20 protein-coding genes are annotated in these 20,256 nt (G+C 68.7%); 11 read left to right on the plus strand and 9 right to left on the minus strand.

Annotation, left to right across the window (positions count from 1 at the left end):
- Together BLU84_RS21120 and BLU84_RS21125 are read left to right on the plus strand one after the other, a co-directional pair.
- Entirely contained in the window at positions 1–2,361 is a 2,361-nt protein-coding gene (locus tag BLU84_RS21120) for a fimbria/pilus outer membrane usher protein (RefSeq protein ID WP_139175164.1), read from the plus strand.
- Positions 2,358–3,377 (plus strand): Csu type fimbrial protein, encoded by a 1,020-nt coding sequence (locus tag BLU84_RS21125; protein WP_074871796.1) that lies wholly within the window; start codon positions 2,358–2,360, stop codon positions 3,375–3,377. The genes BLU84_RS21120 and BLU84_RS21125 overlap by 4 nt, the downstream gene beginning before the upstream one ends.
- Positions 3,378–3,934: 557 nt before the next feature.
- On the opposite strand, the gene BLU84_RS21130 is transcribed toward BLU84_RS21125, so the two are convergent.
- Positions 3,935–4,867, minus strand: a complete 933-nt coding sequence (locus tag BLU84_RS21130) for a 5'-nucleotidase, lipoprotein e(P4) family (RefSeq protein ID WP_074871798.1) — start codon at positions 4,865–4,867, stop codon at positions 3,935–3,937.
- Positions 4,868–4,918: 51 nt separating this feature from the next.
- Here BLU84_RS21130 and BLU84_RS21135 point away from each other — a divergent pair, with 51 nt between their 5' ends.
- Positions 4,919–5,131 (plus strand): hypothetical protein, encoded by a 213-nt coding sequence (locus tag BLU84_RS21135; RefSeq protein WP_074871801.1) that lies wholly within the window; start codon positions 4,919–4,921, stop codon positions 5,129–5,131.
- A 76-nt stretch (positions 5,132–5,207) separates the two neighbouring features.
- Here the strand turns inward: BLU84_RS21135 and BLU84_RS21140 are convergent, their stop codons facing one another.
- The 3 genes from BLU84_RS21140 to BLU84_RS21150 form a co-directional block, all read right to left on the minus strand.
- Positions 5,208–5,786: a hypothetical protein gene (locus tag BLU84_RS21140; protein WP_074871804.1), complete on the minus strand. Its 579-nt coding sequence runs from the start codon at positions 5,784–5,786 to the stop codon at positions 5,208–5,210.
- Positions 5,783–6,253, minus strand: coding sequence for a RidA family protein (locus BLU84_RS21145; protein ID WP_083382979.1), 471 nt, complete (start codon positions 6,251–6,253; stop codon positions 5,783–5,785). The genes BLU84_RS21140 and BLU84_RS21145 overlap by 4 nt, the downstream gene beginning before the upstream one ends.
- A gap of 68 nt (positions 6,254–6,321) precedes the next feature.
- Entirely contained in the window at positions 6,322–6,834 is a 513-nt protein-coding gene (locus tag BLU84_RS21150; RefSeq protein WP_170849219.1) for a GNAT family N-acetyltransferase, read from the minus strand.
- Between the two features lie 506 nt (positions 6,835–7,340).
- Between BLU84_RS21150 and BLU84_RS21155 the strand changes: the two genes are divergently transcribed.
- The 4 genes from BLU84_RS21155 (at position 7,341) to BLU84_RS21165 (ending at position 11,178) form a co-directional block, all read left to right on the plus strand.
- The gene (locus BLU84_RS21155; protein ID WP_074871809.1) at positions 7,341–7,796 is read left to right on the plus strand and encodes a hypothetical protein; all 456 of its coding nucleotides are present in this window, start codon (positions 7,341–7,343) and stop codon (positions 7,794–7,796) included.
- A 179-nt stretch (positions 7,797–7,975) separates the two neighbouring features.
- On the plus strand, positions 7,976–8,251 hold the full coding sequence (locus BLU84_RS27600) for a hypothetical protein (RefSeq protein ID WP_139175165.1): 276 nt from the start codon (positions 7,976–7,978) through the stop codon (positions 8,249–8,251).
- 92 nt (positions 8,252–8,343) lie between these two features.
- Positions 8,344–8,748 (plus strand): hypothetical protein, encoded by a 405-nt coding sequence (locus BLU84_RS21160; RefSeq protein WP_074871811.1) that lies wholly within the window; start codon positions 8,344–8,346, stop codon positions 8,746–8,748.
- A gap of 15 nt (positions 8,749–8,763) precedes the next feature.
- Positions 8,764–11,178 (plus strand): hypothetical protein, encoded by a 2,415-nt coding sequence (locus BLU84_RS21165; protein WP_139175166.1) that lies wholly within the window; start codon positions 8,764–8,766, stop codon positions 11,176–11,178.
- A gap of 7 nt (positions 11,179–11,185) precedes the next feature.
- Here BLU84_RS21165 and BLU84_RS21170 read toward each other — a convergent pair whose 3' ends face one another.
- The 3 genes from BLU84_RS21170 to BLU84_RS21180 form a co-directional block, all read right to left on the minus strand.
- Positions 11,186–11,686, minus strand: a complete 501-nt coding sequence (locus BLU84_RS21170) for a GNAT family N-acetyltransferase (protein ID WP_074871816.1) — start codon at positions 11,684–11,686, stop codon at positions 11,186–11,188.
- A gap of 90 nt (positions 11,687–11,776) precedes the next feature.
- A complete protein-coding gene (locus tag BLU84_RS21175; RefSeq protein ID WP_074871818.1) occupies positions 11,777–12,802 on the minus strand; it encodes a DUF4272 domain-containing protein in 1,026 nt (341 codons plus the stop codon).
- 205 nt (positions 12,803–13,007) lie between these two features.
- Complete coding sequence (locus BLU84_RS21180; RefSeq protein ID WP_074871820.1) at positions 13,008–14,990, minus strand: UvrD-helicase domain-containing protein; 1,983 nt, start codon at positions 14,988–14,990, stop codon at positions 13,008–13,010.
- Between the two features lie 121 nt (positions 14,991–15,111).
- Here BLU84_RS21180 and BLU84_RS21185 point away from each other — a divergent pair, with 121 nt between their 5' ends.
- Both BLU84_RS21185 and BLU84_RS21190 read left to right on the plus strand, forming a co-directional pair.
- Positions 15,112–15,888 (plus strand): SEL1-like repeat protein, encoded by a 777-nt coding sequence (locus BLU84_RS21185; RefSeq protein WP_074871822.1) that lies wholly within the window; start codon positions 15,112–15,114, stop codon positions 15,886–15,888.
- A gap of 84 nt (positions 15,889–15,972) precedes the next feature.
- Complete coding sequence (locus tag BLU84_RS21190) at positions 15,973–16,599, plus strand: thymidine kinase (RefSeq protein ID WP_074871824.1); 627 nt, start codon at positions 15,973–15,975, stop codon at positions 16,597–16,599.
- Between the two features lie 202 nt (positions 16,600–16,801).
- Here BLU84_RS21190 and BLU84_RS21195 read toward each other — a convergent pair whose 3' ends face one another.
- Positions 16,802–17,617, minus strand: coding sequence for a nucleotidyltransferase domain-containing protein (locus tag BLU84_RS21195; protein WP_074872108.1), 816 nt, complete (start codon positions 17,615–17,617; stop codon positions 16,802–16,804).
- A 139-nt stretch (positions 17,618–17,756) separates the two neighbouring features.
- On the opposite strand from BLU84_RS21195, the gene BLU84_RS21200 reads away from it, so the two are divergent.
- Together BLU84_RS21200 and BLU84_RS21205 are read left to right on the plus strand one after the other, a co-directional pair.
- A complete protein-coding gene (locus tag BLU84_RS21200) occupies positions 17,757–18,284 on the plus strand; it encodes a GNAT family N-acetyltransferase (protein ID WP_074871827.1) in 528 nt (175 codons plus the stop codon).
- Positions 18,285–18,294: 10 nt separating this feature from the next.
- Positions 18,295–18,897 (plus strand): YiiX family permuted papain-like enzyme, encoded by a 603-nt coding sequence (locus tag BLU84_RS21205; RefSeq protein ID WP_074871829.1) that lies wholly within the window; start codon positions 18,295–18,297, stop codon positions 18,895–18,897.
- Here BLU84_RS21205 and BLU84_RS21210 read toward each other — a convergent pair.
- Positions 18,807–20,186 carry a sialidase family protein gene (locus tag BLU84_RS21210; RefSeq protein ID WP_139175167.1) on the minus strand — a complete coding sequence of 460 codons (1,380 nt, stop codon included), beginning with the start codon at positions 20,184–20,186 and terminating at the stop codon, positions 18,807–18,809. The genes BLU84_RS21205 and BLU84_RS21210 overlap by 91 nt on opposite strands.
- Positions 20,187–20,256: the final 70 nt, after the last annotated feature.

A 20,256-nucleotide genomic window follows, 5' to 3' on the forward strand; every position in this document is an offset into this window, starting at 1 on the left:
ATGCCGGCCGGCCTGCTCCTGGCGTCGCAGTTCGGCCGCGCGGCCGAACCGCCACGGCCGCCGACGGTGCCGGCCGTGCCCGGCGTGCATGCGGCCGCGGCCGCCGCCAGCGCGGCGAACATGGCGCTGTACCTGGAAGTCAGCCTCAACCAGACCGCCTACGGCCCGCCGCAACCGTTCGAACTGCGCGACGGCCGGCTCTACGCCAGCGTCGCCACCTTGCGCGCGATCGGCTTCGCCCTGACCGATCGCGACAGCGGCGACATCCTCGCGCCCGATGCACTGCCCGGGGTGAGCGTGCGCTTCGACCCGGCGCAACAGCGCGCGGCCATCGACGCGCCGCTGTCGCTGCTGGACCTGCAAGTCAGCCGCCTCAACGCGCCCGGCGCCGACGTGCCGCGCGCCACCGCCTCGCCCGGCCTGCTGCTCAACTACGACCTCTACGCCAGCCGCGACGACCGCAGCGACAACGCCACCGCGTTCTTCGAGGCGCGCGCGTTCGGCTTCGGCGACGGCGTCTTCAGCCAGACCGGGGTGATCCGCCACTACCGCGACGACGGCGCGCCGCGGCGCACCGATTCGGTCCGCCTGGACACCAGCTGGCGCTGGTCGAAACCCGAATCGATGTTCGCCGTCGCCGTCGGCGACGTGATCAGCGGCCAACTCGACTGGACCCGCCCGCTGCGCCTGGGCGGCGTGCGCTTCGGCCGCGACTTCGGCCTGCAGCCGTATCGCATCACCACGCCGCTGCCCACGCTGGTCGGCGAAGTCGCGGTGCCTTCGGCGGTGGATCTGTACGTCAACGGCCTGCGCCAATACAGCGGCGACGTCGCGCCGGGCCCGTTCCAGCTCACCACCGTGCCCGGCATCACCGGCGCCGGCAGCGCGCAGTTGGTGGTCACCGATGCGTTCGGCCGCGTGCGCACCATCGACTTCCCGTTCTACGCCGCGCAGCAACTGTTGGCCAAAGGCCTGTCGGACTGGTCGGTGAGCCTGGGCGTGGCGCGCGAAAGCTACGCGCTGCGTTCGTTCGATTACGGCCACGACCCCCTGCTCAGCGCCGATCTGCGTTACGGCGTCAGCGACCGCCTGACCGTTCAGGCCCACGGCGAAGGCGGCGACGGCGTGGTCAACGCCGGCGCCGGCGCGGCCTGGCTGCTCGGCCAGGCCGGCGTGTTCGGCGCCTCGCTGAGCCACGGCCGCGACGGCGCCGATGCCGGCTGGCAATACACCGCCAGCTACAACTGGAGCAACGGCCGCTTCAACTTCACCGCCGACACCCAGCGCACCCACGGCGATTACCACGACCTCGCCTCGCGCTACGGCCTGGGCGCGCCGCGGGTCAGCGAACGCGCGACGGTCGGCTGGAGCGACGCGCGCATCGGCAGCCTCGGCCTGAGCTACGTGCGCCTGCTCTATCGCGGGCAAGCGCCGGCGCGCTACGCCGGCGCGACCTGGAGCCGCAACCTCGGTACCCGCGCCGCGCTGAGCCTGTCGTACAACCAGAACCTCGAGCGCAGCCGCGACCGCACCGTCTATCTCGGCTTCAACCTCAACCTGCAGCCCGATCCGGCGCGCCCCGGCACCCAGCTCAGCGTGTCGGCGCAGCGCGCCGGCGGGCTCGACCAGGGCGCGATCGAACTCACCCGGCCGGTGCCCGGCGACGGCGGTTTCGGTTGGCGCCTGCAGGCGCGCGGCGGCGACGGCGAGGAAGGCGGCCTGGCCGAAGCGGCGTGGCTGACCGACGCGGGCCGCTTCAACCTCGGCTACGCGCGGCAAGGCTCGCGCGATTACGGCTACGCCAGCGCCAGCGGCGCGCTGGTGTGGATGGGCGGCCACGGCTTCGCCGCGCGCAGCGTCAGCGATGCGTTCGCGGTGGTGTCCACCGGCGTGCCCGGCGTGCCGGTGCTGCTGGAGAACCGCCCGTTCGGCCGCACCGACGCCTCCGGCGCGCTGCTGGTGACGCCGCTCAACGCCTGGCAACGCAACCGCATCGGCATCGACCCGATGGAACTGCCGGCCGACACGCGCCTGGACCGGGTCGAAACCCTGGCCACGCCGCGCGACCGCTCCGGCACCGTGGTGCGCTTCTCGATCGAGAAGATCCGCGCCGCGGTGCTGATCCTGCGCGACGCCGCCGGCGCGCCGCTGCCGCTGGGCAGCGCCGTGCTCAGCGGCAACGGCGAGCGCGCGACGGTCGGCTACGACGGCGAGACGTATCTGGAAAAACTGCTCGAACGCAACGAGCTGCGGGTGAACGCAGCGGAGGGCGAATGCGTCGTGCGCTTCGACTACCCCGCCGACGCACAAGGCATCGCCCGGATCGGCCCGCTGACCTGCGCGCGCGAGGCGGCGCGATGAACGCGCGCCTTGCGCTGCTGCGCGGCCTGCTGGCGCTGCTCGCCGCGCTGGCTTTGTGCGCGCCGGCGCAGGCGGCGACCTCGTGCACGGCGAGCATGACCAACCTGACCTTCGCCGCGACCACCGGCGCGGTCACCGACGCCACCGCCACCCTCACCGTCACCTGCACCACCGGCGCGCTGTCGTTGCTGGCCAAGGCGCGGGTCAACATGTGCGTGAGCATCTTCAGCGGCACCGACGGCGGCGGCACGCTGGCGCCGCGGCGCATGATCAACGGCTTCTCCGACCCGCTGCAGATGCAGCTGTACACCGACGGCGCGCGCAGCCAGATCTGGGGCGCGCGCGGCAACGCCACCGTACCCAACTTCCTGCCGCTGCAGTTCGACTACGACGTGCCGCTGCTCGGCGGCAGCCAGACCCTCACCGCGACGCTGTACGGCCGCATCCCCGCGCAGACCGCGCTCAATGCCGGCAGCTACGCCAACCGCTTCACCGGCGCAGCCGACACCAAGATCGAATTCCAGTTCGCCGAAGCATTGCTGGGCACCCCGCCGATGCCGGCCTCGTGCATCAGCGGCGGCAGCACCGGCACGGCGAGCACGTTCCCATTCACCGTCTCCGGCTCGGTGCCCAACACCTGCACGCTGAGCCCCAAGCCGGTGCCCGACCTCGCCTTCGGCAGCGTGCCGGGCCGCATCCTCAGCAACGTCGACCGCACCACCGCGATCAGCCTGACCTGCACCGGCCGCACCGCCTGGCAACTCGGCATCGGCAACGGCCTCAACGCCAGCGGCACGATCCGGCGCATGATCGGCCCCGGCGGCCAGTTCGTGCCCTACGAGCTGTACCGCGACAGCGGCCGCAGCCAACGCTGGGGCACGACCCTGGGCACCGACACGGTCGCCGGCACCGGCACGGGCACAGCGCAATCGCAAACCGTGTACGGCCGCGTAGCGCCGCAAGTGGCGACGCCCGGCAGCTACAGCGACACCGTCATCGTGACCGTCACCTACTGACGCCCCCGCATGGCCTACCTGTAGGAGCGGCGCAAGCCGCGACCGCGCCAATGCCGTTGCGACGAAACCATCCGCAACACCGCGAACCGCACGAGCAATCAAAAGCCCCTCGCCTGCGCGTGGCGATTTTTTGTCCAGCAGTCATCTACTGACTCAGCCGCACGGCCTACCTGTAGGAGCGGCGCAAGCCGCGACCGCGCCAATTCCGTTGCGACGAGACCATCCGCAATACGGTGAACCGCACGCGCAATCAAAAACCCCGCGTCTGCGCGTGGCGATATTTTGTCCAGCGTTCGCCGTAAGCGATGTATCGCGGTCGCGGCTCGCGCCGCTCCTACAGGAAGCCGACGAAACATCGCCGCTAAAAAAGAAAAAGGAGGCGCGAGGCCTCCTTCAAAACCGGCTTGCGCCGGAGAGTACGAGTTGTGGCATGGCCCCGGCCGCAGCCGGGATGCAAGCAGACTAACGCCGGGATCAAGTTAATGCAATACCTGAAGTATTGCGATGTAACTTATTGATTTAAATAAACAGAATGTCGCCGAAGCAGCTGAGACGCCTTACGGCGCCACATCCAGCGCGCGGCGCTTGGCCTCGCGCCGCGCCTCGCGCGACTGGCTGTAGTCGTTGTTGAAGGTCATCGCTTCCCACGAGCCGTAGCTCGGGTTCGGCAGCATCCACCAACGCTCGCCGAACCAATCGTGGTACTGCTGCAACAGCGCGTCGCGGCCTTCCGGCGTGTTCGCCACCACCTGCACGAAGTCGCCGAGCTGATCGCCGAACTGCATCAGCACGCGGTACTTCTTGCCGGCCAACAGGCGACGGCAGTTCTTCTCGCTGCCGTTCTGCTCGCAGCCGTCGACCACCGTGCCCAGGCCGAGGAACACTTCGTCGTCGGCGACCGGCAAACCGACGCTGCGCAGGTTGGCCAGCGTCGCGTCCTTCAGGTGCACCGCGCGGTTGGACAGATAAATGATCGTCACGCCCTTGGCCTGCGCGGCCTTGGCGAACTCGACCACGCCGGGGATCGGCTTGGCCTTCTTCTCCGCCACCCACGCGTCCCAGGTGACTTCGTCGTATTCCTTGCCGTCGCGCACCAGGCGCGCCTGGTAGGGCGAGTTGTCGAGCACGGTCTCGTCGACGTCCATCACCACCGCCGGCTTGAGGCCCTTGGCGGCGTTGCCGCGCTCCTCCGGCACCAGCGCGTCCCAGTTGGGCTGCTTGAGCGCGGCGTCGAGCTTGTCGGCGGCGGCGCGATAGATGGTCTCGGCGCTGGCGCGGTATTCGACCGAACGCTGCATCCACAGCACGGCGTTGAGGTTGTCGTCGGCGCCGCTCGGCTTGGCGACGGCGGGCGCCGGCGCGGCGGGCTGGGCGGCGGCATCGGCGGCATCGGCGGCAGGCGCGGCGGCGGCCGGCTGGCCCGGCTGCGGCTTGCACGCGGCCAGCGCCAGCGCGCAGGCCAGGACGGTAAGAGGGGCGCGGATTCGCATGCGCTGAGGGTCCGAAGGAAAGGCGGGGAGTTTAGGCCGCGGCGCGAAAGCGTGTCGAATGCCGCGCCGTTCATTGAAGCGGCTTGGGCCGATCCTGCCGCTCCGGCCGGCCCGACCCGGCGCGCGATCCTGGCCCGGCTCGCGCTCGGCGATGTCTCGATGAACGGGCGGGTCGGAACGTTCGCGGTGAGCGAACCGGCGATCGCCCGGCGCCTCGAAATGCTCGACGCCGCCAGCCGCGAGATCCGCGGCGGCGTGGCGTAATTGGCGATGGAAACCGGCATGGATCAGCGCCACGACGTACTGGAGGCATCGCTGGTCGAGCGTTAGGAAGCCTGTGTCACAGCGCGTCGGCGTCCGCATCGGAACGCCGCCGGCGCGCGCGTCGCAGCGCCAGCTCGGTGCCGTTCGCCGTGCACTCGGCGATCACCGCATCCGCCCAGGCCTGCGTCACCAGATAGCTGCTGCCGCTGACCTCCGCCTCGGTCGCGCGCACACCCTCATCGAGATCGATGCGCGCCTTGGTCCGATACCAACCCAGCGCAAGCGAGTCGTGGCGGTAGCCTGGATCGGCGCAGCCGTCGCGGTTCAACGACACCAGCAGGATCGCGCGCTGCCGCGGCCAGTACACGCGCACGAACGAACTCCCGTCCTCGGCGGTGGTGACCACGCGGCCGATGTGCAGGACATGGCGGCCGGCCGCGCCCTGGTCGTCGACGATCTGCTGCAGCAGCGAGGCCAGGCACGGCCAGTCCGGATGCGCGCGCGGCTGCGAAAGACTGGCGCCGGGCGGCGTGTATCCCTCGGGTTCGTCGGCCAGCGCGCACGGCGCGGCCGCGAGCCACAGCGCCAGCGAAACACTCGCCGCGCGCGCCCATGCCGCGCGCGCGCGTTGCGACGGCCCCACCCGTCGGCTCATCGCGCCTTGCCCGTCTTGCGCGGCGCCTGCGCGATGCACTCCACCTCGACCTTGGCGCCCAGCGCCAGGCCCGAAGCGGCCAGCGCGCTGCGCGCCGGGAACGGCGCGCTGAAACGCTTGCGGTAGACCTCGTTGAACGCCGGCCAATCGGCGATGTCGGCCAGGAACACCGTGCACTTGACCACGTCGCGCATCGACGCGCCGTGGCGCTCGAGCACGCTGCGGATGTTGCTCAATGTCTGCTCGGCTTCCGGCCCGATCCCGCCTTTGGCCAAGGCGTTGTCGGCACCCGGCACGGTGCCGATCTGGCCCGACAGGAACAACAAGTCGCCGCTGCGCACCGCTTCGGAGAACGGCAGCTTGGCCGCGGCCGGATCGGGCGAGCTCAGAAACTCGGGGCGCTCGCCGGCATGCGCGGCGGCGGCAAAACACAGGCCCAACACAGTCGCAGCAGCAAACCGACGCATGATCCTTGCCCTCATCCAATGAAGTGGCCGGATCATCGGCCGCGGCGGCGCCGCTGGCAAGCGCGCGCTCAAGCCTCGCGCCGGTACAGCCAGAAATCGCGCGACGCCCCGCGCACCGCGCGCAGCCCCGGTTCCAGGCGCACGCGCCGGAACCCGCACTTGTCGAGCACGCGCTGGCTGGCCAGATTGCTGTCCAGCGCATATGCATCCACCCGCCGATACCCGCGGTCCTGGATGCCCCAACGCGCCACCGCCGCGCAAGCCTCGCTGGCGATGCCGCGACCCCAATGCGCCGGATGCAGGTTGTAGGCGATCTCGCCGCCGCGCGGCTCGTCGAGCACGGTGTGGAAACCGACCGTGCCGACCAGTTCGTCGAGATCGTCGACGATGGCGAACAACGCCGGCGCATCTCGTTGGAACGGATTGGACGCGGCGATCTGCGGATACAACACCTCGATGCCGTCCAGCGCCCAACTGGTGTGTTCGACCGCGCCGGGCAACGACAGATAGGCGAACCAGGCCGGCGCGTCGGCCATGGCGATGGGGCGCAAGTGCAGGCCGACGCGGGCGAGGGTCGGCATCATAAGAAAGCCCGCGGAACTGGATGGTTGGACGAGATCATTTGATTCTGGGATGCCTCGATTCTGTTTCGATCATGGCAGCTTTGTGGCTTCGAGCAATAAGCGTGATTTCTTTCGTGCGCATAAACCGCATGCGCAGGATGAGCGGGCTTGACTCGCGCTGATTCGGGAGTTCACCCTGTCGCTCACAAGCCTATTGCGCCGATCCGATATAGGTATTGGCGCATGGCCACCTCTATAAGGACGTGCGTCAGCGGACGTTCTCAAGTTCTCGCCACATTAGATGATTGGCGAAGTTGCTTACACAGGCCCGACATGGACAGTGCATGCACTCATCGCATTCGACGCTCGGAAGGCGAAGCCGTCCCCATGAAGGGCGTTGCGCCATACGACGCAGAGGGCGACCTTCCCTCACGACTTCCAGCGGCTTCAGACACGTTCCGGAATGTAGAGTCCGAACGCAAAAGCGCTCCCTTGAACATGAGCAACTGCAGAGCGGCATAGCCATGTCCATCGACCCTGAACTTCAAGCCAAGATCGACGCACTCGAAGACGAGAGGCTCAAAGCCGAAATCATCGACGTACTGACAGGGCCGGGAAAGAAACGCGCGAGTGACGAAGCCATTTACGAAACCATGATTTCCGGCTACGAGATGGCCACACAACAGCAGGCCCGATTGAGGAAATGGCGCGAAGACGAGGTCGCCGCGTTTTCCGCCTACTTCAAGGAAAGAAAACCAGAAGACTACGCTGAGTTCCTGAGACAAGAACACGAGTTCAATGAGATTGAGTCCGGGCTCGCCTGGGGAGTTCGCCAGCTCATTTTGGAGTGGATGCCGGGCTTGGACTTGCGTGACTGCAGCGGACTGTTCAGTAAGTTTCGCGACTACTCCAAGTCTCAGGCGGCAGCATCGAACGCAATTGATGATCGCGAACCCACTTCAGCCAGCCGTCAACTGTGATCTGATGTGAAACCTGCCGACTTCACAGAGCTAAGCCATGCCCATCATCCCTGAACTGAAAAAATAGATGAACTCGAAGACGAAGACCTCAGAGCCAGGATTCTTTATGTACTCACGGGCCTGGTAAGAGACAGGGGACCGACGAGGAGATTTTCGACTCGATGATGTCTAGCCACCTAATGTCCGAAGAACAGCAGGCCCGGCAGAGGAAATGGAAGGGCGACGAAGTGATCGCGTTCGCGCAGTACTTCCGAGAAAGTCAACCAAACGATTTTGCGGAATTCCTACGACAGCAACACGAGTTCAATGAGATCGAACCCGGGCTCGCTTTGCTAGTTCGCCAACTCATATCGAAGTGGATTCCGAATTTGGACTCTTCCGACCGCAGAGGTCTGTTCCGAAAATTTCGCCGCTACGCCAGATCTCAGCTGGCCGCACAAAGAGAAATCGAATGATCGCGAACCCGCTGCTTCTGAATATTTAGAGCCTGATCGCCATCGCCTGTTGTGATCCGAAATGAAGAATACCGATCTCAGAGATCCATGCCATGCCCATAAGCCCTGAACTTCAAGCCAAGATCGATGCACTCGAGGACGAAAGCCTCAAAGCCAGAATCACTCGGGTGATCACAAACCCCGGGAAGAAGCTGGCGACTAGCGAGGAAATATTCGAATCGATGACATCCAGACACAAGATAGCGAAAGAGCAGCAAGCCCGGTTGAGGAAGTGGCGGGACGATGAAGTGATCGCTTTCGCGCAGTACTTCCGTGAAAAGCGCCCGGAAGACCATATGGAATTCCTCCGACAAGAAAAGGAATTCAACGAGATAGATGCAGTACTGGCATGGGAAGTTCGCCGCTTGATGCTGAGCTGGATGCCTGACATGGATGAATCTGACGTCACCGGCCTATTCGTCAAATTCCGCGACTACGTCGATTCGCACTTGATCTGACCAGGGAGCATCGACATGGCGAACTACTTTCTGGCCGACGCCAATAGTTTGATCTACGCCTATCGAGCGGGTGGGCCTCAGTTGCTCGACACATATCTGGAATTTGCAGACGCAAATCGTCTCCAACCGGCCATCTCCAGAACGGTCGCGACCGAGATCGCGAAAGGTCCTCTCAGACATGAGCTTGGACAATATATCGCTGATCGAGACATGCAGATTCTTGAGACGCCAGAGATTGCACAGCAATTGAGCGCCACGCTCGATCCCGCCGAACAAGCAAGGCTAGCCAAAAACGCAGGCGAACGCTCCCTCCTCGAAATCGCCTACCGCGAACAAGCCGAAGGCCGCAGCACCGTCATCTGGTCCGACGACCGGCACTTCGCTTCTCCGCAGATCCGGCGCCAGTTGCAGCGCGACCTACCGGACTTGCAGACGAGAACCACCGCCGAACTACTGGATCAAACCTTCCGCGACGGGTTGATCACCGACGTCGAGTACCAGCAGCACGTAAAAAGCTACCTGGCCAACCAGGTTTTCCAGGACAGCCCCCGCCTGCGCGCATTCGACCCCGCGCTATCCGGCCTCCCCGAACTCGCCGAAGGCGAAGCCTCCTTGCGCGCCCCACCCGGGCAGCGCGGGGCCGCCTCGATGCAGTTGCTGATCGGCGAGATACCCAGAAACACGCTCATCCGCTCCGGCGGCTTGCTGACCACCGGCGCCGATCTCGCCGCGAGCGCGCAGCGCGCCGCAGATTTGTTGGAACAGGACAATCCCACCGCCGCGCGCTCGGAGGCCACGCACGCGGCGGCGCGCAATGTCGGCGGCTGGGTGGGCGGCGCCAGCGCGGCGGCGTTGGTCGGCACCTCGGGCTATGTGCCGGTCGCGGTGGTGATGGCCGATGCGATGCTGATGAGCAAGGCCTTCGACAAAGCCGTCGACCTGAAGGAAAACCGCGACATCACTCACCAGACCGACAGGCAGGGCGTGGCCTGGGCGTTCAACGGCAACAACTGGGTCCACGACGGTTTGATCGACAAGACCGCCGATGGACGCGACAACCCGATCGAGGGCCCGTTGGGCGCGGGTTACGAGAAGGCGCGCGAGCTGGGCGCCCGCGCCAGCGTCACCGCGGTGGAACTGGCGTTGGGCAAGGCGCCGAAGCCGCAGGATCCGTTCGACATTCCGGCCCGTCCGGACGACCGCATGGGCTTGGACAATCAGAACTGGCGACGGAACCCGGAAACCGAGCAATGGCAGCGTCAGGTGAAGACCGGCGTGACCGGCGCCAACGACCGCGGCATCTATGAACAGCAGACCGCGTCGCCGGAACGCGCGATGGAGTTGAACCGGGAAGCGGTCGCGCGGATCGAGCACAACATCGCCGGCGGGCGCGAAGCCGTCGCCGCCGTCTACCTGGAGAACTACGCCGCGCAGCGATCGCGCGACTTCGTGCCCGTGCCGGCGGCGGTGCAGGCCGCGCTGCCGAGATCCGACCAACTCACCGGCTCCGACGGGCTGGTCTATCGGCGCGATGCGCACGGGGATTGGGCCAGCGGCCAGCACATCGCGGTGGACAATCTGGCGCTGGAGCTGGAACTGACGCGGACGGCCCGCGAACCGTCCCTGGAACGATTGCATGCGCGCGTCGCCGAACTCGACGCCAGACCCGCGCCCAGCGCGGAACAGCGGCAACAAAACGAGCTTCTGCATCAGTACCGGATCACGGGCGAGAAGACCGAGCTCACGCCGCAGTGGCAGGAGGCGATCCAACTGGCGGTGCAGCGCACGCGCGAAGCGCACGGGATCGACGGGCCGGGCGCGCTGCAACTCCAGCGCAGCCACGGCGCGTACGGCGCCGACAGCCCCATCGCCCATTATCAGCGCGGTGCGGACGGGGTGAATCGTCTGGTCGCCGTCACCAGCACGCAAGACATCCTGCAGGCGCGCGAAGAGGTGTTGGGCAGGGATCTACAGCGGACTCCGGCTCCGGAGCCAGCGCAGCCCAACCTGTCGGGCCATACCGAACTGCGCGCTGCCACCAGACCCGATGCCGCCGAGTTTCCCGTCGACTCATCGCATTTCTCGCGCAACGACCAAGCGATGATGACGAAGATCCGCGCCCATGTGTCCGACACCGTGACCGACGAGCAGGTCGCGGCAGCGATGCTGGCGGCCAAGCGCAACGGCATTCCCGACGCCGACAGCCTCAGGCCGGCCGGCGTCGTGGACGGCACGTTGTGGATGGATCGCGCCGTTCCCGGCTTCCACACCGGCGTGAACCTGGCGCAACCGGCGCCGTCGATGCAGGACACGCTGCGCGGCGCGCAGCAGTTCGATCAAGAGCAAGCGCAGAAGCAGGCGCAGGAAAGAGACGTCGAACAACAGCGGCAAGGCGAGCGGCAAGCCGGCTCCGCGCGCGCGCAATCCTGATCGCCGCCTACTGCGTCGTTACCGGCGCGATCTGCAGCGACACCCGCTTCTTCCCGTCCGCCACCCACTGCGTACCCACCTCGGCGAAGCCATGTCGCGCGTGGAAGCGGCTGGAGGCTTCGTTGAACGGTTCGATGTAGAACTCGGCCGCGACCGAGTCGAAGCCGCGTTCGCGCGCGAACGCGAACAAGTCGGCGTAGAGCAGGCCGCCGAGTTTGCGCGCGCGGTGGCTGGCGGCGACGGCGATGCGGTCGATGTAGAGAAAGCGCGGGTAGCGCTGGCGATACCACCGGTAATTGGGACTGTCGTAATCGGCGGCCTGGTCCAGCGCGATCAGGAACGCGATCACCGCGTCGCCGTCGCATACGACGCGGTGGTACGCGCTCTGGCGGTCGAGCATCGCCAGGCGCGGCTCGTCCATCGGGCTCATCAGCGCTTCGGCTTCGAGGTTGAGGGCGAGCACGGCCGGGTAGTCGGCCGCGGTGGCGGGGCGCAGTATCGGGTTCATGCGCCGAGTATGCCCAGCCGCCGGCGACAGGGCTTTAACGAAAATGCAGAAAGCCGCCGCGGCGCGGCGGGCCGCCGGCGTCCGTGCCGCTCACGTCGGCGTACCCACCTCATCCCAATCCTGCTCATCGAAACGCAGCAGCCAGTTGAGCGCGTAATGGCGCTCGTAGACGACGCTGGGATGCAAACCGATAGGCGCAGGCTGGTCGTCCAGGCGCGCCTGCCGCACCAGCCAGTGGCGGCGATAGACCGAGTCGAGCGCGTCGAGCAGTTCCGGCAGCGGGCGCAGGCGCGCCTCGGCGATGGCGGTGTCGTCGGCGTGGTCGATGGCGGTGCGTGCGACACGCGCCGCGTCGCAGATCGCGGTCGGTGACGGCAGGATGTCGCTCAGGCCCAGCGCCCATTGCAGCAGCGCCGCGCTTTCGTAGCGCCAGCCCTGGTTGGCCCAGGTTTCTTCGTCGGGTTGGTCGGCGGCGATGAAGGCCTGTTCGGCCGGCGTCAGCGCGGCCACGCCGGGGCCGAGCTTGGCGCGGATTTCTTCCACCGACAGCGGCTGCGAACTCAGCGATTCGGCGCGCACCGCCACCGCGCACAGCGCCAGCATGCGGCGCATGGTTTCCTGCGCCTCGCGCAGGCGCACTTCGCCGGCGCCGAGCACCGGCGGCAGATGCGCCGGCGGCGCGGCGCCGAGCTGGCGCAGTTCGGCCTCGCTGCGCTGTTTGCGTTCGCGCGCGTCGGCCGGGTACGGCAGCGCGGCGTCGGCTTCCACCGGCGGCTCGCCGCGGCTCACCAGCACGTTGCCGGCGGCGTCGCGCACGCTGCCGTCGGGCAGGAAGCACAGCACGTTGGCGCTCTCGCCCCAGGCCGCCAGCGCGTCGTAGTCGCGCTCTTCGACTTCGAAGGAAAACTGGGTCTGCACCCGTTGCAGATGCCGCAGCACGCCGAAGGTGCGCGCGTCCATACCGTCGGCGACGGTGCTCATCACGTAGCCGACGAAGCCTTGCAGATGCGGCACCAGCTCGGGATCGTTGCGGTCGCGGCGCGCCGGCGGCTGGGCCAGGAACGGCGGCGGCAGCGGCGCGGCCAGCGTGGAATAGGCGTTGATCAGCAGGGGCATGGGCGGGGGCCCTTCGGGGGATTCGGACGCCAGCCTAGCGGTTTCGCGCGACGCGGTCGCGTGGCGCGGCGGCGCCGGATGTGACGGCGCGGGCAAAAATCCGCCGACGCGTTCGCAATGGCGAAACTACGCGCGTCCGGCCCGTCGCAGCGCCGCGGCGCGCATCGCTGCGGACCGCGGACCGCACCGACGCGCAGCCCTCGCCTCAGCCCTCTTCGAGCAAGGCCTTGATCGCCGCGAAGCCAGCCAGCGAACGCTCGCGCTTGCGCTCGGCGTCGGCGACCGGATCGGCGCCGTCGCGCTGCAATTCGCCCGCCGGCAGTTCGTCGATGAAGCGGCTGGGCTTGAGCCGGATGCGCTCGCCCCAGCGCTGGGTCTCGCGCGAATGCGACAGGTACAGCTGCTCCTTGGCCCGGGTGATGCCCACGTACATGAGCCGCCGTTCTTCGTCCAGGCGGCCTTCGTCGAGGCTGGCGTCGTGCGGCAGGTTGCCGTCCTCGACGCCGACGATGAACACGAAGCGGAACTCCAGGCCCTTGGCCGCGTGCAGGCTCATCAGCCGCACCTGGTTGCCGGCCTCGCCCTTGTCGGCATGCGACAGCAGCGCCAGCTGCGCGGCCAGTTCGCCCGGGCCGGAGCCGCGGCCGCCGTCGAACCAGCCCGACAGTTCGGCCAGATTCTCCTTGCGCCGCTGATAGCTGGCTTCGTCCTTGCACTGGGCGCGGATCGAGGCGAGCAGGCCGCTGCGTTCGGCCAGCACGCCGACCAGTTCGCCCGGGCTGATGCGCTGGGCCTCGTCGCGCAGGAAGCGCACGATGTTGACGAAGCCGTCGAGCGCGTTGCCGGCGCGCGGGGTGAGCTGCTTGATCGCGTGGATCGACTCGGCCATGCGCGACATCGGCAGCTGCGCGTGGCGCGCCATCTCGGCCAGCTTGGCCAGCGAAGTCGCGCCGACTTCGCGCTTGGGCGCGGTGACCGAGCGCAGGAACGCCGCATCGTCGTCGGGATTGGCCACCAGCCGCAGCCAGGCCAGGGCGTCCTTGACCTCGCCGCGCTCCAGGAACGCGGTGCCGCCGCTGAGGTGATACGGCACGCGCAGCAGCTGCAGCGCTTTTTCCAGCGCGCGGCTTTGGTGGTTGCCGCGGAACAGGATGCAGAAGTCGCTCCACGGCGCGTTGTGCTTCTGCTGCTGGAAGTGGATCTCGGCGGCGACCTTCTCGGCCTCGTGCGCGCTGTCGCGGCATTCCCACACCCGGATGCGCTCGCCGTCGGCCTGATCGCTCCACAGGGTCTTGGGATGCTCGTGCGGGTTGTTGGCGATCAGCGCATTCGCCGCGCGCAGCACCCGGTTGCTGCAGCGGTAGTTCTGTTCGAGCTTGACGATCTCGAGCGTGGGATAGTCCTTGCCCAGCTCCAGCAGGTTGTCCGGATTGGCGCCGCGCCAGGCGTAGATCGACTGGTCGTCGTCGCCCACGCAGGTGAACAAGCCGCGCGGCCCGGCCAGACCTTTGAGCAAACGGTACTGGGCGTCGTTGGTGTCCTGGCACTCGTCCACCAGCAGGTAGCCGATGCGCTCGCGCCAGGCCAGCTGCACGTCCTGATCGGATTCCAGCAACTGCACCGGCAGCCGGATCAGGTCGTCGAAATCGACCGCGTTGAACGTGCTCAGGCGCTTTTGGTAGAGCTCGTACAGCGTGGCCGCCTCGATCTCGCGCGGGCTGCGCGATTCGGCCAGCGCCTGCTCCGGCGACAGGCCGGCGTTCTTGGCGCGCGAGATCAGGTTGCGCATGTCGTCGAGCACGTCCGGCTTGGTCCCGGCCGGCAGCAGGTCCTTGATCTGGGCGTTGCTGTCGTCGCTGTCGAACACGCTGAAACCGCGGCGCAGACCGAGCTTGGCGTGCTCGATCTGCAGGAACTTCAGCCCAAGCGCGTGGAAGGTGCAGATGGTCAGGCCGTCGGCCGCGTCGCCGCGGATGCGCTTGGCCACGCGCTCGCGCATTTCCTTGGCCGACTTGTTGGTGAAGGTGATCGCGGCGATGCGCTTGGCCGGCATGCGGCCGGAGGCGATCAGATGGGCGATCTTCTCCACGATCACGCGGGTCTTGCCGCTGCCCGCGCCGGCGAGCACGAGCAAGGGGCCGTCGGTGTTCAGGACGGCGGCGCGTTGGGGGGGATTGAGACCGTGCATGGGACGCCGCATCGCCGGCGGGGGCCGGACTGGCCGGATAGTCTAACCGCCGTGCCCGCGGCGGCGCGGCTGGGGTAGGCTGGGCGCCTGCGGGCCCGCCGCCGGGCCGCCGGAGACGGCCGTGCAACGACGTTTCGCCCTGTGGATCGCCCCCTGGGCCGCGCTCGCCGCGCTGGCGCCGGCCGCGGCGTCGGCGGCGCCACCCGCAGCCGCGGCGCCCGCCGCGCCGACGCCGGAACAGCAGGCCACGGCCGAGACCGACCGCACCAACCTGCGCGAGTTCGAGACCCGCCGCCGCATCGCCGCCACCCATCCCAACGAGCTCTACCGCCTGTACGGCGCCGAAGCCGCCAGCAAGGGCGAGTGGCGCGCCGCCGCCGACCAGTTCCGCCGCGCCGCGCGTTACGCCGACAAGTATTCGCAGCACCGCCTGAGCCTGATCTATTGGCACGGCCTGGGCCAGCCCGCCGACCGCGCCCTGGCCTACGCCTGGGCCGATCTCGCCGCCGAGCGCCGCTACCCGCAGTTCCTGCTGCTGCGCGAGAAGATGTGGCTGGAACTGAGCGAAGCCGAGCGCGAGCGCGCGCTGCGCGAGGGCCGCGCCTTGTACGACCAGTACGGCGACGCCGCGGCCAAACCGCGCTTCGAGCGCGCGCTGGCGCGGGCGCGCGCGCAGGTCACCGGCAGCCGCACCGGCACCAGCGTCGACCGGGTCCAGGTCAGCGCCCCGCTCGGCGGCGGCTCGCTGTTCGACGGCGGCGATTCGATCGACCTGCGCCCGATGTACGCGCAGTGGCGCCTGGACGCGCACCGCTACTGGGCGGTGGAAGACGCGATCTGGCAAAGCGCCGGCAGCGTCGATGTCGGCCTGCCGGAAACCCTGAACGGCACGCCCTGAGCGCGCCGCGGCCGGCGCCTGCGCAAGAGCGCGCGGCGGCCGTCAAGTCTGTAGCGGCGCGGCCTGTCGCTCTAAACTGGCGGCATGGCCAAGCTCTATTTCTATTATTCGGCGATGAACGCCGGCAAGACCACGACCCTGCTGCAGTCGGCGCACAACTACCGCGAACGCGGCATGCGCACCGCGATCCTGACCCCGCGCCTGGACCACCGCGCCGGCACCGGCGTGGTCGCCTCGCGCATCGGCCTGCGCGCAGACGGCCAGGCCTTCGAGCGCGACCAGGACCTGGAGGCGCTGATCCGCGCCGACATCGCCGCGCACGGCGCGCTGCATTGCGTGCTGGTCGACGAGGCCCAGTTCCTCAGCCGTGCCCAGGTCTGGCAGCTCAGCGAAGTGGTCGACGAGCTGCGCATCCCCGTGCTGTGCTACGGCCTGCGCACGGATTTCCGCGGCGAGCTGTTCGAAGGCAGCCAGTACCTGCTGGCCTGGGCGGACGAGCTGACCGAGATCAAGACCATCTGCCACAGCGGCAAGAAAGCGACCATGACCGTGCGCGTGGACGAATCCGGCCGCGCCGTGCACGACGGCCCGCAGGTGGAGATCGGCGGCAACGAGCGCTACATCTCGGTCTCGCGCAAGGAATACAAGAAGGTGATGCGCGGCGAAGGCACGATCGAGCCGTTGCAGCAGACCTTGCCGTTGTCGAACTGAATTCCGCGAGGCTTGGTTTCCCCCTGTAGGAGCGGCGCGAGCCGCGACCAACCGCAGCGACGAAATACCACGCCAGCCTCCGAAGCTGCGCCTGTGCCCGCGGGACAAGCCGGCCGATTGCCCGGGCTTCGGGCAAAACGCTTTCGTGCGTCGCTGCGGTTGGTCGCGGCTCGCGCCGCTCCTACAAGGGCTTCGGGCGGGATTACCCGTCCTGCTGCAGCGCCGCGCGGAAGAACTCGTCGAGCTCGTCGCCGCGCCCTTGCCCCGGCTTCAATTGCGGCGGCTGCGCCTGCATCCGCTCCAGCTGTGCGGCGAGGAAATCGCTCAGCGCCGGCACCCGCGGCCCGGCCTCGACCTCGGCGCTGCGGCGCTTGCGCACCAGCAATTCCTCGATCGCCTCGCGTACCGGGCCGTCCGGCAGCAGGCGATCGAGCAGCAGCTCGAACGCCATCGGCGGCGCGCTGTCCTCGCGTTCGATCCATTGGCAGGCCAGCACCGGCCGCAGCACGTACAGGTATTTCTTGGTGCGGATGCTGTCGCCGCCCAAATGCGAGCGGAAGGTGCCGCGCGCCAGGCTCAGATAGTGGTGCCAGGCCGCGACCGGCGAATAGAAGCGCTCGGCCAGGCGGTGCAGCTCGGCCGCCATCGCCGGGTCCTGGCGGTACACGATCGGCGAGCGCAGCCACTCCAACAGCGTCGGATTGGACTTGGACACCAGCCGCAGCGCCTTGCGCAGGTCCCAGCCGGCCACGTCCAGGTCGGCCTCGATCGGCAGCTCGATCACGTCGCGCTGCGGCTCGCCCGGCCCGGTGCGCTCGTTGACGCTGAGATACCACGGCTGCCGGTGCACGTAGACGAAGCGTGCGTCGTAGTCGCTGTCGGGCGAGGAAAAGCCCCAGCCGCGGCTGCCGGATTCGCAGGCGTAGACCACGCGCACGTCGTGCTCGCGCTCGATCCGGACCAGCGCGTCGAGCACGGCGCGGCGCTTGTCTTCGGCGATGGGGTGGATCTCGTGCAGGCGGGAAGGCGCGTCCATGGCGATGAAGGCGTCGATGCGGGCCGGCCAGTGTAGCCGCGGCCGCGCCGACTTCATCGCGCCCTCACCTGGCCGCGCCACTGTCGTATCGTTGCCCGACCTACCGCGCGCGCCGCTGCCCATGCCGACGATCCAGACCCAACGCCTGACCCTGAGCGAACTCACCGCCGGCGATGCCGGCTTCATCCTCGAACTGGTCAACGAACCCGGCTTCCTCGGCGGCATCGGCGACCGCGGCGTGCGCGATCTCGACAGCGCCCTGCGCTACATCCAGGACGGCCCCGCCGCCAGCTACGCGCGCCACGGCTACGGCCTGTGGCGGGTGGAACTGCGCGACAGCGGCGAGCCGGTCGGCATGTGCGGCCTGCTGTGCCGCGACACCCTGCCCGACCCCGACCTGGGCTACGCCTTCCTGCAGCGCCACTGGCAGCGCGGCTACGCGGTCGAAGCCGGCGCGGCGGTGCTGCGCTACGCGCGCGAGTCGCTGGCGCTGCCGCGGGTGCTGGCCATCGTCAATCCGGACAACGCCGCCTCGATCAAGGTGCTCGAACGCCTGGGCATGCACGCGCAGGGCATGATCCGCCACGGCAACGAGCCGCGCGACCTGCGCCTGTTCGCCACCGTCGCCGCGGCGACCGAGCCGGCGTGAGCGCGCTGGCATGATGCGCGCGCTGGTATTGGCCGCACTGTTGACGCTGAGCGCGGCCTGCGCCCGCGCCGCGCCGCCGCCGGTGCGCGACGGCGACCTGATCTTCCACGCCTCGCGCTCGGCCCAGAGCCTGGCGATCCAGCGCGCCACCGGTTCGCGCTACAGCCACATGGGCGTGGTGCTGCACCGCGACGGCCGGCCTTACGTGTTCGAGGCGGTCGAACCGGTGCGCTATACGCCGCTGGCCGACTGGATCGCGCGCGGCCAGGGCGGGCATTACGTGGTCAAGCGGCTGCGCACGCCGCCGGATGCGGCGCAGGTCGGGCGCCTGCGTACGCAAGCTGAGCGACTGCGCGGCAAGCATTACGATCTCGGCTTCGGTTGGTCGGATGAGCGTATCTATTGCAGCGAGCTGGCCTACAAGCTCTACGACCGCGCGATGGGCGTGCGCATCGGCCGCCTGCAGCGCTTGCGCGAGTTCGAGCTCGACGACCCGGCGGTGAAGGCCAAGCTGCGCGAGCGTTACGGCGCGCGCGTGCCGCTGGACGAACCGGTGATTTCGCCGGCGGCGATGTTCGACTCGCCCTTGCTGGAAACCGCCGCCTCCGGCTGAAGCCGCGCCCCGCGCAGACGCGCGGCGCCGTTGATCAGTTCGGTCCAGACCACGGACACCACGCCGTCGCCGATGGCCAATTGCGGGAAGCCGGTGCCGCGGCCGCGGCCCTGCAGGCGCGCGAGTTCGATGCGCTGCAGTTCGCGCGACAGGTCCGGCGCCAAGCGCGCCAGCCACAGCGTCTGGCCTTGCCGGTCTTCGCGCAGCCACAGCACCCAGGCCGCGTCCGCGCCGAGCGCGGCTTCGACCCGGCCCTGCACCGGCTCGCCGCGATCGAGTACGAGCGGCGCGCCGAAACTGGCGCCGCCATCGCGGCTGCGCGCGACCTGGACCTTGGATTCGCCGCCCGCGGCGGTGTACCAGGCGACGATCGCGTCCTCGCCGCGGGCCGCCACCGACGGGCCGTTGACCGGGCAGGCCGGCATGGTCCAACGGTCGGCGTGGACCGGCCGCGGCGCGCTCCAGCCGCTGGCATCAAAGCGGGTCGCGGCGATGTCGCGGATCTCCTGCGGGTCGCGGTCTCGATAGACCAGCAGCGGGCCGCGCGCGGTCAGCGCGGCGTCGGTCTGGCAGCAGTCGCAGGTCATCGCGTCGATTTCGTTGTCGAGCGAGCGCGCCAGCGCCGCGTCGAAGCGCGCGGCGCGCAGGCTCATCGCGCCGCGATGGCCGGCGTGGCCATAGCCGTGCCCTGCGCCGCCGCCGGTGTGGCGGCCGTCGAGCCAGGCCACGCCGATCCCGTCGGCACCGTCCGCCCACAGCGAGACGAAGCCGTGTTCGGTTTCGGTGCCGTCATCGTTGACCTTGAGCGGCTTCGACCAGGTCGCGCCGCCATCGGCCGAACGGGTCAGCACCACGTCGTAGGCGTAGGTCGCCGGCGCCGACTTCTGCAGCCAGTGCGCCCACAGCGCGCCGTCGGCGCTCAGCGCGATATGCGGCGTGTCGGCCCAGTTGACGAACCAGTCGGTGCCGGCGGCGATGCTGCGCGGCGCGTCCCAGCGCCCGTCGCTGCCGGCGCGGGCGAACTTGAGCGCATGGCCGCCGCGCGCGCCGGGCTCCATCCACGACAACAGCCAGCCGCCGTCCGGCGCGGCGATCAGGTCCGGTTGCGCGGCTGCGGCGACGGCCGGCAGCGGCCAGTCGGCGACGCGCCAGGCGGGCGCAGGCGCGGCGTTAACCGATGCGGAGGGCGTCGCCTCGCCATCGGCCGCGTTCGATGGGGCCGGCGCCGGCGCGCAACCGCCGGCCAATGCGAGAACGCACAACAACGGGTACGCAGGCGAAGCGCGCATGGTCGGGACCGGTTCGGAACCAGGGGCCATTGTGCGGACGCGGCGGCCGCTGCGGTCAAGCGCCGCGATG

The sequence above is a fragment of the Lysobacter enzymogenes genome (genome assembly GCF_900106525.1).
Taxonomy (GTDB): domain Bacteria; phylum Pseudomonadota; class Gammaproteobacteria; order Xanthomonadales; family Xanthomonadaceae; genus Lysobacter; species Lysobacter enzymogenes.

Bases quoted from the DNA above. Each gene is read 5' to 3' on its own strand.
- BLU84_RS21120 (WP_139175164.1), top strand. From the start codon at position 1: ATGCCGGCCGGCCTGCTCCTGGCGTCGCAGTTCGGCCGCGCGGCCGAA.
- BLU84_RS21125 (WP_074871796.1), top strand. From the start codon at position 2,358: ATGAACGCGCGCCTTGCGCTGCTGCGCGGCCTGCTGGCGCTGCTCGCC.
- BLU84_RS21130 (WP_074871798.1), bottom strand. From the start codon at position 4,867: ATGCGAATCCGCGCCCCTCTTACCGTCCTGGCCTGCGCGCTGGCGCTG.
- BLU84_RS21140 (WP_074871804.1), bottom strand. From the start codon at position 5,786: ATGAGCCGACGGGTGGGGCCGTCGCAACGCGCGCGCGCGGCATGGGCG.
- BLU84_RS21145 (WP_083382979.1), bottom strand. From the start codon at position 6,253: ATGCGTCGGTTTGCTGCTGCGACTGTGTTGGGCCTGTGTTTTGCCGCC.
- BLU84_RS21150 (WP_170849219.1), bottom strand. From the start codon at position 6,834: ATGCCGACCCTCGCCCGCGTCGGCCTGCACTTGCGCCCCATCGCCATG.
- BLU84_RS21155 (WP_074871809.1), top strand. From the start codon at position 7,341: ATGTCCATCGACCCTGAACTTCAAGCCAAGATCGACGCACTCGAAGAC.
- BLU84_RS27600 (WP_139175165.1), top strand. From the start codon at position 7,976: ATGTCCGAAGAACAGCAGGCCCGGCAGAGGAAATGGAAGGGCGACGAA.
- BLU84_RS21160 (WP_074871811.1), top strand. From the start codon at position 8,344: ATGCCCATAAGCCCTGAACTTCAAGCCAAGATCGATGCACTCGAGGAC.
- BLU84_RS21165 (WP_139175166.1), top strand. From the start codon at position 8,764: ATGGCGAACTACTTTCTGGCCGACGCCAATAGTTTGATCTACGCCTAT.
- BLU84_RS21170 (WP_074871816.1), bottom strand. From the start codon at position 11,686: ATGAACCCGATACTGCGCCCCGCCACCGCGGCCGACTACCCGGCCGTG.
- BLU84_RS21175 (WP_074871818.1), bottom strand. From the start codon at position 12,802: ATGCCCCTGCTGATCAACGCCTATTCCACGCTGGCCGCGCCGCTGCCG.
- BLU84_RS21180 (WP_074871820.1), bottom strand. From the start codon at position 14,990: ATGCACGGTCTCAATCCCCCCCAACGCGCCGCCGTCCTGAACACCGAC.
- BLU84_RS21190 (WP_074871824.1), top strand. From the start codon at position 15,973: ATGGCCAAGCTCTATTTCTATTATTCGGCGATGAACGCCGGCAAGACC.
- BLU84_RS21200 (WP_074871827.1), top strand. From the start codon at position 17,757: ATGCCGACGATCCAGACCCAACGCCTGACCCTGAGCGAACTCACCGCC.
- BLU84_RS21205 (WP_074871829.1), top strand. From the start codon at position 18,295: ATGATGCGCGCGCTGGTATTGGCCGCACTGTTGACGCTGAGCGCGGCC.
- BLU84_RS21210 (WP_139175167.1), bottom strand. From the start codon at position 20,186: ATGCGCGCTTCGCCTGCGTACCCGTTGTTGTGCGTTCTCGCATTGGCC.